General features: G+C 70.5%; 11 protein-coding genes. 3 read left to right on the forward strand and 8 right to left on the reverse strand.

Going from position 1 to position 14484, the window contains the following annotated elements; genetic code table 11:
• On the forward strand, window positions 1–1188 hold the full coding sequence (locus tag IE107_RS20980; protein ID WP_189545361.1) for an ROK family transcriptional regulator: 1188 nt from the start codon (window positions 1–3) through the stop codon (window positions 1186–1188).
• 77 nt (window positions 1189–1265) lie between these two features.
• On the opposite strand, the gene IE107_RS20985 is transcribed toward IE107_RS20980, so the two are convergent.
• Both IE107_RS20985 and IE107_RS20990 read right to left on the reverse strand, forming a co-directional pair.
• Window positions 1266–1535 (reverse strand): hypothetical protein, encoded by a 270-nt coding sequence (locus IE107_RS20985; protein WP_189545362.1) that lies wholly within the window; start codon window positions 1533–1535, stop codon window positions 1266–1268.
• A 59-nt stretch (window positions 1536–1594) separates the two neighbouring features.
• Entirely contained in the window at window positions 1595–2926 is a 1332-nt protein-coding gene (locus IE107_RS20990) for an N-acetylmuramoyl-L-alanine amidase (RefSeq protein WP_189545363.1), read from the reverse strand.
• A gap of 384 nt (window positions 2927–3310) precedes the next feature.
• On the opposite strand from IE107_RS20990, the gene IE107_RS20995 reads away from it, so the two are divergent.
• Window positions 3311–5524, forward strand: a complete 2214-nt coding sequence (locus tag IE107_RS20995) for a terpene synthase family protein (protein ID WP_189545364.1) — start codon at window positions 3311–3313, stop codon at window positions 5522–5524.
• On the opposite strand, the gene IE107_RS21000 is transcribed toward IE107_RS20995, so the two are convergent.
• The 6 genes from IE107_RS21000 to IE107_RS21025 form a co-directional block, all read right to left on the reverse strand.
• Entirely contained in the window at window positions 5500–7893 is a 2394-nt protein-coding gene (locus tag IE107_RS21000) for a glycoside hydrolase family 95 protein (protein ID WP_189545365.1), read from the reverse strand. The two genes, IE107_RS20995 and IE107_RS21000, sit on opposite strands and share 25 nt — an antisense overlap.
• 150 nt (window positions 7894–8043) lie before the next feature.
• Window positions 8044–8544 (reverse strand): hypothetical protein, encoded by a 501-nt coding sequence (locus IE107_RS21005; RefSeq protein ID WP_073789562.1) that lies wholly within the window; start codon window positions 8542–8544, stop codon window positions 8044–8046.
• 138 nt (window positions 8545–8682) lie between these two features.
• Complete coding sequence (locus IE107_RS21010) at window positions 8683–9849, reverse strand: thiolase family protein (protein WP_189545366.1); 1167 nt, start codon at window positions 9847–9849, stop codon at window positions 8683–8685.
• The gene (locus tag IE107_RS21015; protein ID WP_189545367.1) at window positions 9842–10894 is read right to left on the reverse strand and encodes a thiolase family protein; all 1053 of its coding nucleotides are present in this window, start codon (window positions 10892–10894) and stop codon (window positions 9842–9844) included. The genes IE107_RS21010 and IE107_RS21015 overlap by 8 nt, the downstream gene beginning before the upstream one ends.
• Complete coding sequence (locus IE107_RS21020; protein ID WP_189545368.1) at window positions 10895–11839, reverse strand: Zn-ribbon domain-containing OB-fold protein; 945 nt, start codon at window positions 11837–11839, stop codon at window positions 10895–10897.
• 15 nt (window positions 11840–11854) lie between these two features.
• The gene (locus tag IE107_RS21025) at window positions 11855–12655 is read right to left on the reverse strand and encodes a crotonase/enoyl-CoA hydratase family protein (protein WP_189545369.1); all 801 of its coding nucleotides are present in this window, start codon (window positions 12653–12655) and stop codon (window positions 11855–11857) included.
• Between the two features lie 167 nt (window positions 12656–12822).
• Between IE107_RS21025 and IE107_RS21030 the strand changes: the two genes are divergently transcribed.
• A complete protein-coding gene (locus IE107_RS21030; RefSeq protein WP_189545370.1) occupies window positions 12823–14451 on the forward strand; it encodes an acyl-CoA synthetase in 1629 nt (542 codons plus the stop codon).
• Window positions 14452–14484: the final 33 nt, after the last annotated feature.

The raw sequence follows: 14484 nt of genomic DNA on the forward strand, positions 1-14484 counted from the left end.
ATGTCTTCGCCGTCGGATCGCAATTCCGCTGCCGCATCGCACTCGCCGGGCGAGGTGCTCGCACTGATCGGTTCCGGGGCGGTGACGACCCGGGCCGATATCGCCCGGGTCACCAAGATGGCCCGTTCGACGGTCTCCCAGCGCGTGGACGCCCTGATCGCGCACGGTCTCGTGGACGAGGACGCCGACGGCGGTTCCACCGGCGGCCGACCGCCCCGGCGGCTGGCGCTGCGCACCCGTGAGCACGCGGTGGCCGGGGTGGATCTGGGTGCCTCGCACTGCCGGGTGGCGCTGATGGACATCGGCGGGACCACACTCGCGGCGCACGAGGAGCCGCTGTCGATCGGTGACGGCCCGGATTCCGTGCTGCGGCACGTGGAACGCACCGTGCGCGCCCTGCTGAAGGAGACGCAGCGGGAACCGGGGACGCTGCGCTCCATAGGCGTCGGGGTGCCGGGTCCGGTGGAGTTCTCCACCGGCCGTCCGGTCGATCCGCCGATCATGCCGGGCTGGCACCAGTACCCGATCCCGGAGTTCTTCGCCTCCCGGTTCGGCGTGCGGGCACTCGTCGACAACGATGTGAACGTGATGGCGCTGGGCGAGCAGCGGCGTGCCTTCCCGGACTGCCGCTATCTGCTGTACATCAAGGTCGGTACGGGGATCGGCTGCGGGATCGTCGCCGACGGCAGGCTGCACCGGGGGGCGCAGGGGTGCGCGGGCGACATCGGCCACATCCGGGTCGCCGATCTCGACGATCCGTGCCGGTGCGGCAATGCGGGCTGCCTGGAGGCGGTCGCGGGAGGTGCGTCACTGGCGGCGAAGCTGGTCGGCCTGGGGCTGGACGCGGCATCGGGCAGCGATGTGGTGCGCCTGGTGCAGTCCGGGAACCGGGACGCGGTGCGGATGGTCCGGGAGGCCGGACGGGCCGTCGGCGAGGTACTGGCGGGGCTGGTGAATTTCTTCAACCCGGATACGGTGGTGATGGGCGGCGCGCTGGCCGCCGTGCACGACCAGTTGCTCGCGGGGGTGCGGGAGGCGGTGTACCGGCGCTCGCATCCGCTGGCCACCCAGTTGCTGCGGATCGAGCCGAGCCGTACGGGTGAGAACGCGGCGGCGGTGGGCGCGGGGATCCTCGCCATCGAGCACGCGCTGTCTCCCGAGCAGGTGAACCGGCTGGTCGCGGGCTGAACCCGAGTGCCCCCGCGCGCACGGGCGTTGTGCGCGCGGGGGCACCGGTCACACCACACCGGTACTTCGGCGTGCGGTTACGCCGGGGTCATCAGATCCCACCGGGCCTCGAACAGTACGCACCAGTACTGCGCCCAGCTCCCGGCGGCCACACCCGCGTCCCCGGCGGCGACGCACTCCTGCTGGGTGTCGAACGAGCCGGAGACGTCCCAGCCCTGCGCGCCGGTCTCGGACGCGGCGGCGGCCGTGGCCGTGGCGACGGTGACGACGGCTCCGGCGCCGGTGAGCGCGAGCGCCATGGCAAGCCCCGCGACCGCGGTGCCGACGGTCCTGATCGGCTTCTGCATGAAGGCCTCCTTCTGAGTCATACGGTTACCTGGCATTCCGCCGCTGCTGCGACCAGGTCTCAGCGCGTGCGCACGATGTCCACGTCGGACGCCTTCACGAAGGCGATCCGGTGGCCGATCTGCACCGTCACGTACTTCTCCGCGCCACGGAAGTATGCGTGGTCGAGCGGGTACGAGGCATCGATCGTCGGCGCGTAGTAGAAGCCCGTCGGTGCCTCGCCGCCGCCGGGGTAGGACTGGCCGGCCTTGATCGTGTACTGGAGCGGCGCACCCACCCGCTTGTCCGCGAAGTCCGCGGGGTACTCGGACTTCTCGGGGTACGCGACCCCGTACACCGGCACGTCCGTGCGGCCGGGCTTCGGCCTGACGACATAGCCGGCGGTGGGTGTGGTGTTGCGGCTGCGGGCCGGCGTCTGGAACCAGGCTTTCCGGCCGTACCACCAGATCGCCGTCCAGCCGGGGGCGTGGTCCGCGACGACGGCCTGCTGGGTGGCGCTGATCTTGCTGCCCCAGTCGGCGACGCAGTTCGTGCCGGGCGAGCCGTCGGTGTGCAGACCGGGGTCGGAGAAGAGGGGCGCGTCGGTGGACGGCGCGGTGTGCAGCGGGACGGCGCTGGAGCCCTGGAGCGGCAGGTCGACGCCCTTCTCGCAGTCGCGGAAGGCCTGCTGGTTCTTCTTGAAGTCCGGGCTGACGGTGACCAGTTCGCTGCTCTTGGAGGCGCTCGGCACGGTGGGCTTGCCGAGCAGCGCCATGAAGCGGTTCCAGTCCCAGTACGTGCCCGGGTCCCAGTGCATCTTCTTGGTGCCGGACGCGCTGGTGGGCGGCACTCCGTCGTGGCCGATGATGTGCTGGCGGTCGAGCGGTATGTCGTACTTGGCCGCGAGGTAGCGCACCAGCCTGGCGGTCGAGCGGTACATCTCGGGGGTGTACCACTTGGCGCCCTCGACGGCGACGCCCTCCTGCTCGATGCCGATGGAGTGGCTGTTGACGTACCAGTTGCCCGCCTGCCAGGCGACGTCCTTGCCCTTGACCATCTGGGTGACGTGCCCGTCGGACGAGCGCACCACGTAGTGGGCGGACGTCTGCTTCAGCGGGTTCTGGAAGATCTTCAGGGTGGTGTCGAAGTCTTCCTCGGTGTCGTGCAGAACAATGAACCTGATCTTGTTGGTGTGCGGTCGGTCCGCGGTGTCGTAGTTCCCGTACGTCTCCTTGTCGGCCGGATCACCCGTCTGCTGGTAGGCCGCCGGCACCCAGTCGCATGCGAGGCTGCGCGGGCATTCCGGTCGCACCCCGTCCGCGCCGGCCTGCGCCGCTGGACTGAGCAGCGCCATGCTCAGTGCGCCGACACCTGTCAACGCGAGTGCGAGTCCGGTCCTCTGCTTGGACGTCATGACAACCCTTCTTGGAGCCGTGCGTGTGGGAGCCGTGTGTGATCCGATCTCACTGTTCCGCTGTGCGCGCACACTCTCCGACCTGAGATGACAGCACGTCAAGGGATCCGTGGAGGTCACGGGACGAGCCAGTGGAGCAGACCTCTGGCAAGGTGTCCGACCTGCGACGGAAAGATTCAACCGATCTTCCACGGCAGGCCGTTGCCAGGGCCGGCACAGCTTCCGGGCAACCCCAGGCCCGTGCCGGGACACCCCCCGTGAGCGCGCCATTTATGTGACTAATCCCGGATGTGCGTGCCCCGAACGGCCGAAGGGTAGTGCTCGCGCCGACACGATCACGTCCGTGCGTCGTCCGCACGGCGATCCAGGAAAGGCCGGACGCACATGGCTCAGCCCTTCACCCTGCCGGACTTCTATGTTCCGTACCCGGCACGGCTCAACGCCCATGTCGAGGAGGCCCGGGTACACACCAAGCAGTGGGCGCGCAGCATAGGGATGGTGGAGGGTTCGGGCATCTGGGAGGAGAAGGACATCGACTCCCACGACTACGCACTGCTGTGCGCGTACACCCATCCCGACTGCTCGGCCGAGGCGCTGTCGCTGGTCACCGACTGGTACGTGTGGGTCTTCTTCTTCGACGACCACTTCCTGGAACTCTTCAAGCGCCACCCCGACCGCGAGGGCGCCAAGCGCTATCTGGACCGGTTGCCGGCGTTCATGCCGATGGACCGCGGGGCCCCGATGCCGGAGCCGACGAATCCGGTCGAGGCGGGGCTGGCCGATCTGTGGAAGCGCACGGTGCCGAGCATGTCCGACGCCTGGCGGGCGAGGTTCGCCGTGGCGACGGAGAACCTGCTCAACGAGTCGCTGTGGGAGCTCTCCAACATCAACGAGGGGCGCATCGCCAACCCCGTCGAGTACATCGAGATGCGCCGCAAGGTGGGCGGCGCCCCGTGGTCGGCGGGCCTCGTGGAGTACGCGGCGGGCGCCGAGGTCCCCGAGGCGGTGGCCGACGAGCGTGCGCTGCGGGTGCTGCGGGACGCGTTCTCCGACGGTGTGCATCTGCGCAACGACCTCTTCTCGTACCAGCGGGAGGTCGAGGACGAGGGTGAGAACAGCAACGGCGTGCTGGTCCTGGAGCACTTTCTCGGCTGCACCACGCAGGAGGCCGCGGACGCGGTGAACGATCTGCTGACGTCCCGGCTCCAGCAGTTCGAGAACACCGCGCTCACCGAACTCGGGCCGCTCTGCGCGGAGAAGGGACTCGACCCCGCCCGGACCGCGGCCGTGCTCGCGTACGTCAAGGGCTTGCAGGACTGGCAGTCCGGCGGCCATGAGTGGCACATGCGCTCCAGCCGCTACATGAACGACGGCGCGGTCGAGGCGGCGACGCCCGGATTCGGCATGGCCGCGGCCTCCATCCGGTTCACCTCGCGCTCGGAGACGGCCAGGCTGCGCAGTCACACCCATGTGCCCTACCGGCGGGTCGGCCCCTCGCTGCTGCCCGACTTCGAGCTGCCCTTCGGCACGACGCTCAGTCCGCATCTGGACGGGGCCCGGGTGCGGATCGTCGACTGGGCGGGCCGGATGGGCATTCTGGAGGCGCAGCCGGGGGTGCCCGGTTCGCACATCTGGGACGAGGAGCGGCTCGTCGCGATCGATCTGCCGCTCTGCGCGGCCGGCCTGCATCCGGACGCGACACCGCAGGAGCTGGACCTCTCCTCGCAGTGGCTGACCTGGGGGACGTACGGCGACGACTGGTTCCCGGTGGTGCACGGCCGGGCCCGCGACCTGGCGGGGGCCAAGCTCGCCAATGAGCGGCTGTCGCTGTTCATGCCCCTGGACGGGTCCGGGACGCCCGAACCGGTCAACGCCCTGGAGCGGGGGCTCGCCGACCTCTGGGCGCGGACCTCGGCCCCGATGGACGCGGACGGGCGCCTCGCGTTCCGCAAGGCGGTCGAGGACATGACCGCGAGCTGGGTGTGGGAGCTGGCGAACCAGGTGCAAAACCGCATCCCCGACCCGGTGGACTACGTCGAGATGCGGCGCATGACCTTCGGCTCCGATCTGACGATGAGCCTGTGCCGGCTGGGTCATGGCAGGAAGGTCCCGCCGGAGATCTACCACAGCGGTCCGCTGCGCTCCCTGGAGAACGCGGCGGCGGACTACGCCTGTCTGCTCAACGACCTGTTCTCGTACCAGAAGGAGATCGAGTTCGAGGGCGAGGTGCACAACGGCGTCCTGGTCGTGCAGAACTTCTTCGGGGTCGACTATCCGACCGGGGTGGCGATCGTGTACGACCTGATGAAGTCGCGGCTGAGGCAGTTCCTGCACGTCGCCGAGCAGGAACTGCCGGTGCTCTACGACGACTTCGGGCTGGACGCGGAGGCCAGGGAGGTCCTGGCCGGATACGTGCAGGAGCTCAAGCACTGGATCGCGGGCATCCTGATCTGGCACCGGGGCTGCCGGCGCTACCGCGAGCAGGACCTGCTGCGCGGCACCGGCACCCCGTGGCACATCAGCGGTCCCACGGGGCTCGGTGTCTCGGCGGCGCGGGTGACCGCGCTGTTCGCTCAGCCCTCGGCGATCAGCGTGTAGCGGCTGCCGGCGCGTGCCTTGAAGACCTTCTCGCCACTCGCGAACAGCGAGCTGCGGACGGTCACTTCGCGGCTGCGGCTCGCCGTGATCACCACACGGCGGGCCTGCCCGCCGGCCCATTCGATGTCGACGGTGAACCCTCCCCGGGCGCGCAGTCCGCGCACCGATCCGTCCGGCCAGCCCGCCGGGAGGGCTGGGAGGATGTCGACGGTGCCGTGCTGGCTCTGCAGCAGCATTTCGGCGATGCCCGAGGTGGCGCCGAAGTTGCCGTCGATCTGGAAGGGCGGGTGGGTGTCCCAGAGATTGGGCAGGGTGGAGTTCTTCAGCTGCTCGGCGAGCATCCGGTGCGCGTGGTCGCCGTCCCGCAGCCGAGCCCAGAAGTTGATCTTCCATGCCTTGGACCAGCCGGTGCCGCCGTCGCCGCGTGCGCGCAGGGAGACCTTGGCCGCCTCGGCCCACTCGCTGCCGGGTTCGATCTGCCGGCCGGGGTGCAGCGCGAAGAGGTGCGAGACATGGCGATGGTCGTCGCCCGGGTCGTCCCGGTCCGTCCTCCACTCCTGGAGCTGGCCCCAGGAGCCGATCCGCAGCCCGGGGTCGAGCCGGTCGAGGGCGTTCTCCAGCCGACTGCGGAAGGCGGGTGCGTCGCCGAGGGTGCGAGCGGCTTCCAAGGTGCTGGTGAGCAGGTCGTGCACGATCTGCTGGGACATCGCGGCTCCGGCGGTGAAGTCGCCGTGCTCCGGGGAGTAGCTGGGGGTGACGACGAGCAGTCCGTCGCGCGGATCGGCACGCAGATTGGCCAGCCAGAACTCGGCCGCCTCCTTCATCGCCGGGTAGGCGGTGGAGCGCAGGTAGTCGGTGGAGCCGCCGAACCGGAAGTGCTCGTACATCTGCTGGGTGAGCCAGGCCGCGGCCTCCGGGAACCAGAAGGCGGTGGACCAGTCGTGGACGCCGGTGAAGCCGTACGGGTTGGTCTCGTTGTGCACCACCCAGCCTGCCGTCCCGAACATCTCCTTCGCCGTTCTGCGGCCGGGGGCGCGCATCGCTTCGATGTACCGGTCGTACGGGGCGGTGGTCTCGGCGAGGTTGGTGACCTCGGCGGGCCAGTAGTTCATCTGCAGATTGATGTTGCCGTGGTAGTCGGCGGACCAGGGCGGGGTGGTGGAGTTGTTCCAGACGCCCTGGAGGTTGGCGGGCAGCGAGCCGGCCCGCGAGGACGCGATCAGCAGATAGCGGCCGTACTGGAAGAACAGTGCTTCCAGCGCCCGGTCGGCCCGACTCGCACCACCCGTGTAGCGGGCGAGCAGCTGGTCGGTGGGCAGGTCGGGCAGCTGCTGGCCGATGTCGAGGGCGACCCGGTCGAAGAGAGTGCGGTGGTCGCGTACGTGGGCGTCGCGGACCTTCTCGTAGGAGGTCCGGGCGGCGGCGTCCACGGCGGCGGTGACCGCAGGGTGCGGGTCCTCGCCGCGGTAGGAGGGGTAGCTGTCGGCGTAGTCGGTGCCCGCGGCGAGGGCGAACCAGGCGCTGTCGGCGCCGGTGACGGTGACGGTGCCGTCCGCGCCCGCGGTCACGGTTCCGCCGCTGGTCAGGACGCGGATCTGGGCCTCGAAGCGCAACCCGTTGTCCTTCAGGGCGCCGCGTACGGTGATCCGGTCCCGGTCGGCGGTGACGGTGCAGTCGTTGCGGGGTGAGGTGTAGCGCAGGGTGAAGGACACCTGCCGGGGGCGGTCGGCGCCGAGGCGCCCGACGATGACCCGGCCCGGGTGGGAGGCGAAGAACTCCCTTGTGTGGACGGCCCCTTGATGGGTGTAGGTCACGGAGGCGAGGGCGCTGCGCAGATCGAGGGTGCGGCGGTAGGAGGCATCGGGGGCGGCCGGTGCGTTCGCCAGGTCCAGCCGCAGATCGCCGAAGACCTGGTAGGCGCCGTAGCCGCGTCGCGCCTGCCCGAGTTCGGCCGCGACGGCGTCCGGGCCGAGCGCGCCCTCGCTGTCGAGACGTTGCTGTACGCCGGTGAGGGCGCCGGGTCTGGGGGTGGTCCAGTTCCCGAAGTCGTAGCCCTGGACGGAGCCGGGACCGCCGGTCCACAGCGTCTTCTCGTTGAAGGTGAGCTGTTCGGAGGCGAGCGTCCCGAACACGCTCGCGCCGAGGGCACCGCCGCCGATGGGCAGCGACTCGCGTTCCCAGTTCGCGGACGGCGCGTCGTACCGGAGGGTCGGTTCCGCTTGCTTCTTCGTGTGGGCGACACTCGCCGATTCATCGGAGGTACCGGCGGCTGCCGCTGTGCCGGAGAGGGTGGGGATTCCCAGTGCCAGAGCACCGGTTGCGCCGATCGCTGTCTTCACTGTGGTACGTCGCGTGATCCCGGATGTCATGCGGCCGACGGTAAAGGTCCGACGACTGACCCGACAAGGAGCATGACAAAGCGGCCTCTTGGACAGAGGCCGCGAGCACTTGGACAGATGTTGAGGCAGCGGTCCCGCAGCCGCCCGGGGAGCGCGGACGGCCGACGGGAGGGACCTTTTTCAGCCCTGCTGGAACAGCTCGGCCGGCAGGGGCTTCAGCAGGGTGTACAGATCGTCGGTGATCGGCCGGTCCCAGCTGGCGATGGTGACGAGCACACCGTCGCTGCGGTCGAACTGGACACAGGAGATCCGGCTCTCGGAGAGCTTGATCCGGCGGACGATCAGCAGGTTGTCGCCCTGCATCACGGGCATGTCCTCCGTGCCGGTGACCTCGACCGGCTCGTCGTTCTCCAGCGCGAGCAGCAGCTGGGCGACCTCGAACGGGACCTGCCCCTCCTCGGTCTCGCGGGCGGGCGAGCCCTCCGGGAGGTTGCCGATGATCATCGCAGGGCCACGGCCGCCGAACAGGTCGTAGCGCAGAAAGACGCCCTGACAGCTTCCGTCGGGCGCGGGCAGCAGACCGGCACCGAGGTTTCCGGGCCAGTCCCCCGGATCCATGGCCAGGACGTCGAAGTCGGGGCCCGCGGGTGTGGCGGCGCTACGGCGGCGGAGGAAGGACATGCAGCCATGTTACGTGTCCGGGCTCACGTTGCAGAGCCGGGTCCGCGCAGGCCGGGGCGCTGCGGGGGGCCCCGGGCCGGGCCGACCGGTCCCGGACGGGCGCGAGCAGCGCCCGCGGCGGTCCGGGACGGCACGGTGTCATCGGGTCGGGGGCTCGGCTCCGACCAGCCACATGGAGAAGAACTGTGCCCCGCCCCCGTACGCATGGCCGAGTGCCTTCCGGGCCCCGGGCACTTGGTGTGCGCCCGCCTGTCCCCGGACCTGCAACGCGGCCTCGGCGAAGCGGATCATGCCGGAGGCGCCGATCGGATTGGTGGAGAGCACTCCGCCCGAGGGATTCACGGGCAGGTCGCCGTCGAGTTCGGTGACGCCGGACTCGGTGAGTTTCCAGCCCTCACCCTCCTCGGCGAAGCCGAGATTCTCCAGCCACATCGGCTCGTACCAGGAGAACGGCACGTACATCTCCACGGCGTCTATCTCGCGTCGCGGGTCGCTGATGCCCGCCTGCCGGTACACGTCTGCGGCGCAGTCCCGGCCCGCCCGCGGCGAGACGAAGTCCTTCCCCGCGAACAGCGTCGGCTCGCTGCGCATCGCGCCCCCGTGCACCCAGGCGGGCGGATGCGGCGAACGGGCCGCTCCGGCACGGTCGGTGAGGATCATCGCGCAGGCCCCGTCGGAGGACGGGCAGGTCTCCGAGTAGCGGATCGGGTCCCAGAGCATCGGCGCCGAGCGCACCTTCTCCAGGGTGATGCCGGGGTCGTGGATGTGCGCGTACGGATTCTTGAGCGCGTTGCGGCGGTCCTTGTACGCGACGAGGGAGCCGACCGTGTCGGGCGCGCCGGTGCGGCGCATGTACGCCCGCACGTGCGGGGCGAAGAAGCCGCCCGCTCCGGCCAGCAGCGGCTGCTGGAACGGGATGGGCAGCGAGAGCCCCCACATGGCGTTGGACTCGGACTGCTTCTCGAAGGCGAGCGTGAGGACGGTGCGGTGAACCCGGGCGGAGACCAGATTGGCCGCGACCAGCGCGGTGGAGCCGCCGACCGAGCCCGCGGTGTGCACCCGGAGCATCGGTTTGCCGACCGCGCCGAGGGCGTCGGCGAGATAGAGCTCCGGCATCATCAGGCCCTCGAAGAAGTCGGGTGCCTTGCCGATGACGACGGCGTCGATGTCCGCCCAGGTCAGTGCCGCGTCCTCCAGTGCGCGGACGGCGGCCTCGCGGACGAGTCCGGCGATGGAGACGTCCCGGCGCGCGGACACGTGCTTGGTCTGGCCGATGCCGACCACGGCCACGGGCTCCTCAGGCATGAGCGCTCTCCCCTTCGAGGACGGCTACCAGGTTCTGCTGCAGGCAGGGCCCGGAGGTGGCGTGGGCGAGCGCCCGGTCGGACTCGCCGCGGTGGATGCGGGCAGCGGCCTCGCCGAGCCGGATCAGCCCGGCGGCCATGACGGGGTTGGCGGCCAGCGCGCCGCCGGACGGGTTGACGTTCACGCTGTCGTCGAGTCCGAGCGTCTTGCGCAGCACCACCTCCTGGGAGGTGAACGGGGCGTGCAACTCCGCGGTGTCCACGGGCCGTTCGAAGAATCCGGCGCGGGTCGCGGCGAGCCGGGTGGACGGTGATTCGGTCAGCTCCCGCACCCCTAGGCCGTGGGCCTCGACGCGGTGGTCGATGCCGCGGATCCAGGCGGGGCGGGGGCACAGGGCCCGTGCGGTGTCGCCTGCGGCGAGAATCACGGCGGCCGCGCCGTCACCGATCGGCGGGCAGTCGCCGGTGCGCAGCGGTCGCACGACGTACTCGCCGGCCGGGACAGGTCCCTTGAGCTGGGCGTGCGGATTGTCCGCCGCGGCGGCCCGGCTGCGGTGGGCGATCGCGGCGAGCGCGGCCTCGTCCGTGTCGCCCGCGTCGATGAGTGCGCGAGCCTGGAGGGCGGCGAGTGCGACGGAGTCCGGCCAGAGCGGCCCGACGTAGTACGGGTCGAGCTGGCGGGTGAGGACGTCGCGCACCTCGCCGGGCGAGGACTTCCCGTAGGAGTAGACGAGCGCGGTGTCCGCCTGACCGGTCTGGATCTTCACCCAGGCCTCGTACAGCGCCCAGGCACCGTCCATCTCCACATGGGACTCGGAGATCGGAGGGCAGGCGCCGACGCCGTCCAGCGCCATGGTGAAGGAGAAGGCGCGGCCCGCGAGGTAGTCGCTGGAGCCGGAACAGGTGAAGTCGATGTCGCTGGTCCTGAGCCCGGTCGCGTCGAGGACCCGGTGCAGGACGGGCATCAGCATCTCGACCTCGGAGAGTTCGTCGGTCCGCCGCAGATGGTCCGTCTGTGCGAAGGCGACGATCGCCACGTCTCGCATCTAGAGCAGCTCCTTGTACGCGTCGTAGTCGGCGTCGGGCTCGCCGGTCGGCCGGTAGTGGTCGGGGTGCCGTCCGTCCTCGGTCCAGACGGGTTCGACGCGCAGGCCCATGCGCACCCGGTCGTAGGGGATGCCGCCGATCCGCGCGTGCAGGGCGAGGTCCGCGCCGTCGAGCGCGATGTGCGCGTAGACGTAGGGGACTTCGATGTCGAGATTCTTCGCCTTGATGTTGACGATGCAGAACGTCGTCACGGTGCCGCGCGGGCCGACCTCGACCTGTTCGGAGGTGGCGACCCCGCAGGTGGGGCAGGCGCCGCGGGGCGGTACGTACACCTTGCGGCAGTCCGGGCAGCGCTCGCCGACGATGCGCTGCCGGGAGAGTGCGCCGAGGTAGGCGCTCTGGGCGCGGCCCGGGCTGTACGTGTAGTCGAGCCTGGCGGGCGTGACGATGCCGGTGACGGGGTCGGTGAACTCGCCGTCGTGCGGGGTGGGCCGGCCGGTCTCCTCGCCGTCGTACGGCTCGAAGCAGGCGATGTCGGTGATCGCTCCGGTGCGCTCGGCCGCCCAGCGGATCCGGACCCGCATGCCCGTGTGTACGGCTTCGGGGCCGGGTGCGGCGAGGGCGTGCAGCAGGGCGGTGTCGGCGCCGTCGAGCCGGACGAGGACCCAGGCGAAGGGGGTGGACAGGGGCTGGCCGCGGCGCGGGGCGGGGTTCCAGGCCCAGGTGGTGACGGTGCCGGTGGCGGCGACCTCGGTCAGTTCGCGGATCTCCTGCGCGGTCACGGGGTCGTACTCGACCGGCGGGACCAGGATCTTCCCCCCGGTGGTGCGGACGCCGAGGACGGTGCGTTCGCGCAGTCCGGTGAGGAAGGCGCTCTGGACGGGGCCGAGGGAGCGGGTGAAGGGGAATTCGACCACCAGCGGTGCGCTGAGGGCTTCGGGCACGGTTGCCTCCTCGGCTCAGGCGCGCCGGTAGACGGGCGGGCGCTGCTCGGCGAAGGCGCGGGCGCCTTCCTTGGCGTCGTCGGTCGCGAAGACGGGCCAGCCGCGTTTCAGTTCGGCGGCCAGCCCCTCGGTCTCGGTCATCTCGGCGGTCTCGTACACGGATGCCTTGACGGCCTCGACGGCGAGCGGTCCGCAGGCGTTGATCCGCTCGGCGACGGCGAGGGCCTCCTCCAGCGCGGTGCCGTCGGGGACGACCCGGCCGATCAGCCCGATGCCGGCGGCTTCCGCGGCACTGTACGGGCGTCCGGTGAGGAGCATCTCCAGTGCGTGCGTCCGGGCGATCTGGCGCGGCAGCCGGACCGTCGAGCCGCCGATGGGGAAGAGCCCGCGCCGCACCTCGAAGAGCCCGAAGGTGGCGCCCGCCCCGGCGATCCGGATGTCGGTGCCCTGGAGGATCTCGGTGCCGCCCGCGACGCAGTGGCCCTCCACGGCGGCGACGACCGGTTTGCGTGGGCGGTGGTGGCGCAGCATCGCCTTCCAGTGCAGATCGGGGTCGGCGGTCATCCGGTCCCGGTACTGTTCGCCCTCCATCCCCTTGCCCGCCAGGGCCTTGAGGTCCATGCCTGCGCAGAAACAGCCGCCCGCGCCGGTCAGCACGACCGAGCGGATCGTGTCGTCCTCGTCCGCCGCCAGCCAGCCGTCGTACAGCCCGACCAGCATCGGCAGCGACAGGGCGTTCTTCGCCTCGGGTCTGTTCAGGGTGAGCACCAGTGTGGCGCCCTCGCGCCGCACGGAGAGGTGTTCCGTACCAGCCATTGTCCGCCTCCCATCCAAAGACCTAGAACAGGTTGCAGTAGGTGGTGGTCCAGTTCAATAGTTTTCTGACAGCCAGTCAGATTTCTTGGGCGGCACCCCTTCCCAGTTGCGGCTCCCGGCGCTCTAATGACCGCCGGGCCAGTCAGCTTCCGGGGTCAGGAGGAACGGTGGAGTACAACCTTGCCGACCTGTTCGAGTCGGTCGTCGACGCTGTTCCGGAACGCGAGGCGCTCGTCTACCTCGACCACCCCGGCACGGGCGCGGAGCGCCGGCTGACGTACGCGGAGCTGGACACGGCGGCCAACCGCCTCGCCCACCACCTGATCGAGGCGGGCATCGCCCCGGGCGAGCATCTGGGGCTGCACCTCTACAACGGGGTCGAGTACCTCCAGACCGTACTGGCCTGCCTCAAGGCCCGGATCGTTCCCGTCAATGTGAACTACCGCTACGTGGAAGAGGAGTTGATCTACCTCTACCGCGACGCGGATCTGGCCGCGCTGGTCTTCGACGCCGAGTTCGACGAGCGGGTCGCGGCCGCCGCGCCGAAGGCCCCGGGCTTACGTCATCTGGTGCGGGTGGGCGCGCCGGAGGCGGGGGTCCGGGGTCCCGAGGCCGTCGCGTTCGCCGACGCCGAGGCGGCCGGGAGCCCGGAGCGCGGCTTCCCGCCGCGGTCGGCCGACGACCAGTTCATCATCTACACCGGCGGCACCACCGGAATGCCCAAGGGCGTGATGTGGCGCCAGGAGGACCTCTTCTTCTCCGGCCTCGGCGGCGGCGCACCGACCGGTGAGCCGGTGAAGGCCCCGCAGGAGCTGGCCGAGCGGGTCCGGGCGGGCGGTGACGGGATCACCTTCTTCCCCACTCCCCCGCTGATGCACGGCACCTCGACACTCACCGCCTTCATCGGCTTCAACTTCGGGCAGCGGGTCGTGGTCCACCGCAAGTTCGTTCCCCAGGAAGTGCTCCGCACGATCGAGAAGGAGAAGGTCACCAGTGTGTCGCTGGTGGGCGACGCAATGCTGCGGCCGCTCATCGACGCACTGAAGGGCCCGCTGAAGGGCACCGACTGCTCGTCACTGTTCTCCGTGTCCAGCTCGGGCGCGATCATGTCGGACTCGGTGCGTGCGGAGTTCCAGGAACTGGTACCGACCGCGATGCTGCTGAACAACTTCGGCTCGTCGGAGTCCGGGTTCAACGGCACGGCGACGGCCGACTCGGGCCCTGAGAAGGGATTCCGGCTCCAGGTCAACTCCCGTACCGCGGTGGTCGATCCGGCGACGTACGAGCCCGTGGCCCCGGGTGAGCCGGGGCGGATCGCCCAGCGCGGGCACGTGCCGCTCGGGTACTACAACGACCCCGGCAAGACCGCGGAGACCTTCTTCCGCAGGGGCGAGGAGCGATGGGTCCTGCTCGGCGACATGGCGACGGTCGACAAGGACGGCATCGTCACGGTCCTCGGCCGCGGCTCGCAGTGCATCAACACCGGGGGCGAAAAGGTCTACCCCGAGGAGGTCGAGCAGGCACTGAAGGCCCATCCGGACGTGTACGACGTGCTGGTCGCCGCAGCGCCCGACGACCGGTGGGGCAACCGTGTCGCGGCGGTGGTGCAGCTGCGCGAAGGGGCGGCCGAGCCCACGCTCGACGACCTCCAGGCCCACTGCCGGACCCGTCTGGCGGGGTACAAGATCCCCCGGCGGCTGGTGATCACCCGCCGGATCCAGCGCTCGCCGAGCGGCAAGGCCGACTACCGGTGGGCCCGCTCGGTCGTCGCATCCCGGCACGAACCCGGGGAATGAGAGCGGGACACCCCTGCGGCCGGACCGGGCCGG

Origin of the sequence: Streptomyces gelaticus (assembly GCF_014649535.1) — a bacterium.
Lineage (GTDB): Bacteria > Actinomycetota > Actinomycetes > Streptomycetales > Streptomycetaceae > Streptomyces > Streptomyces gelaticus.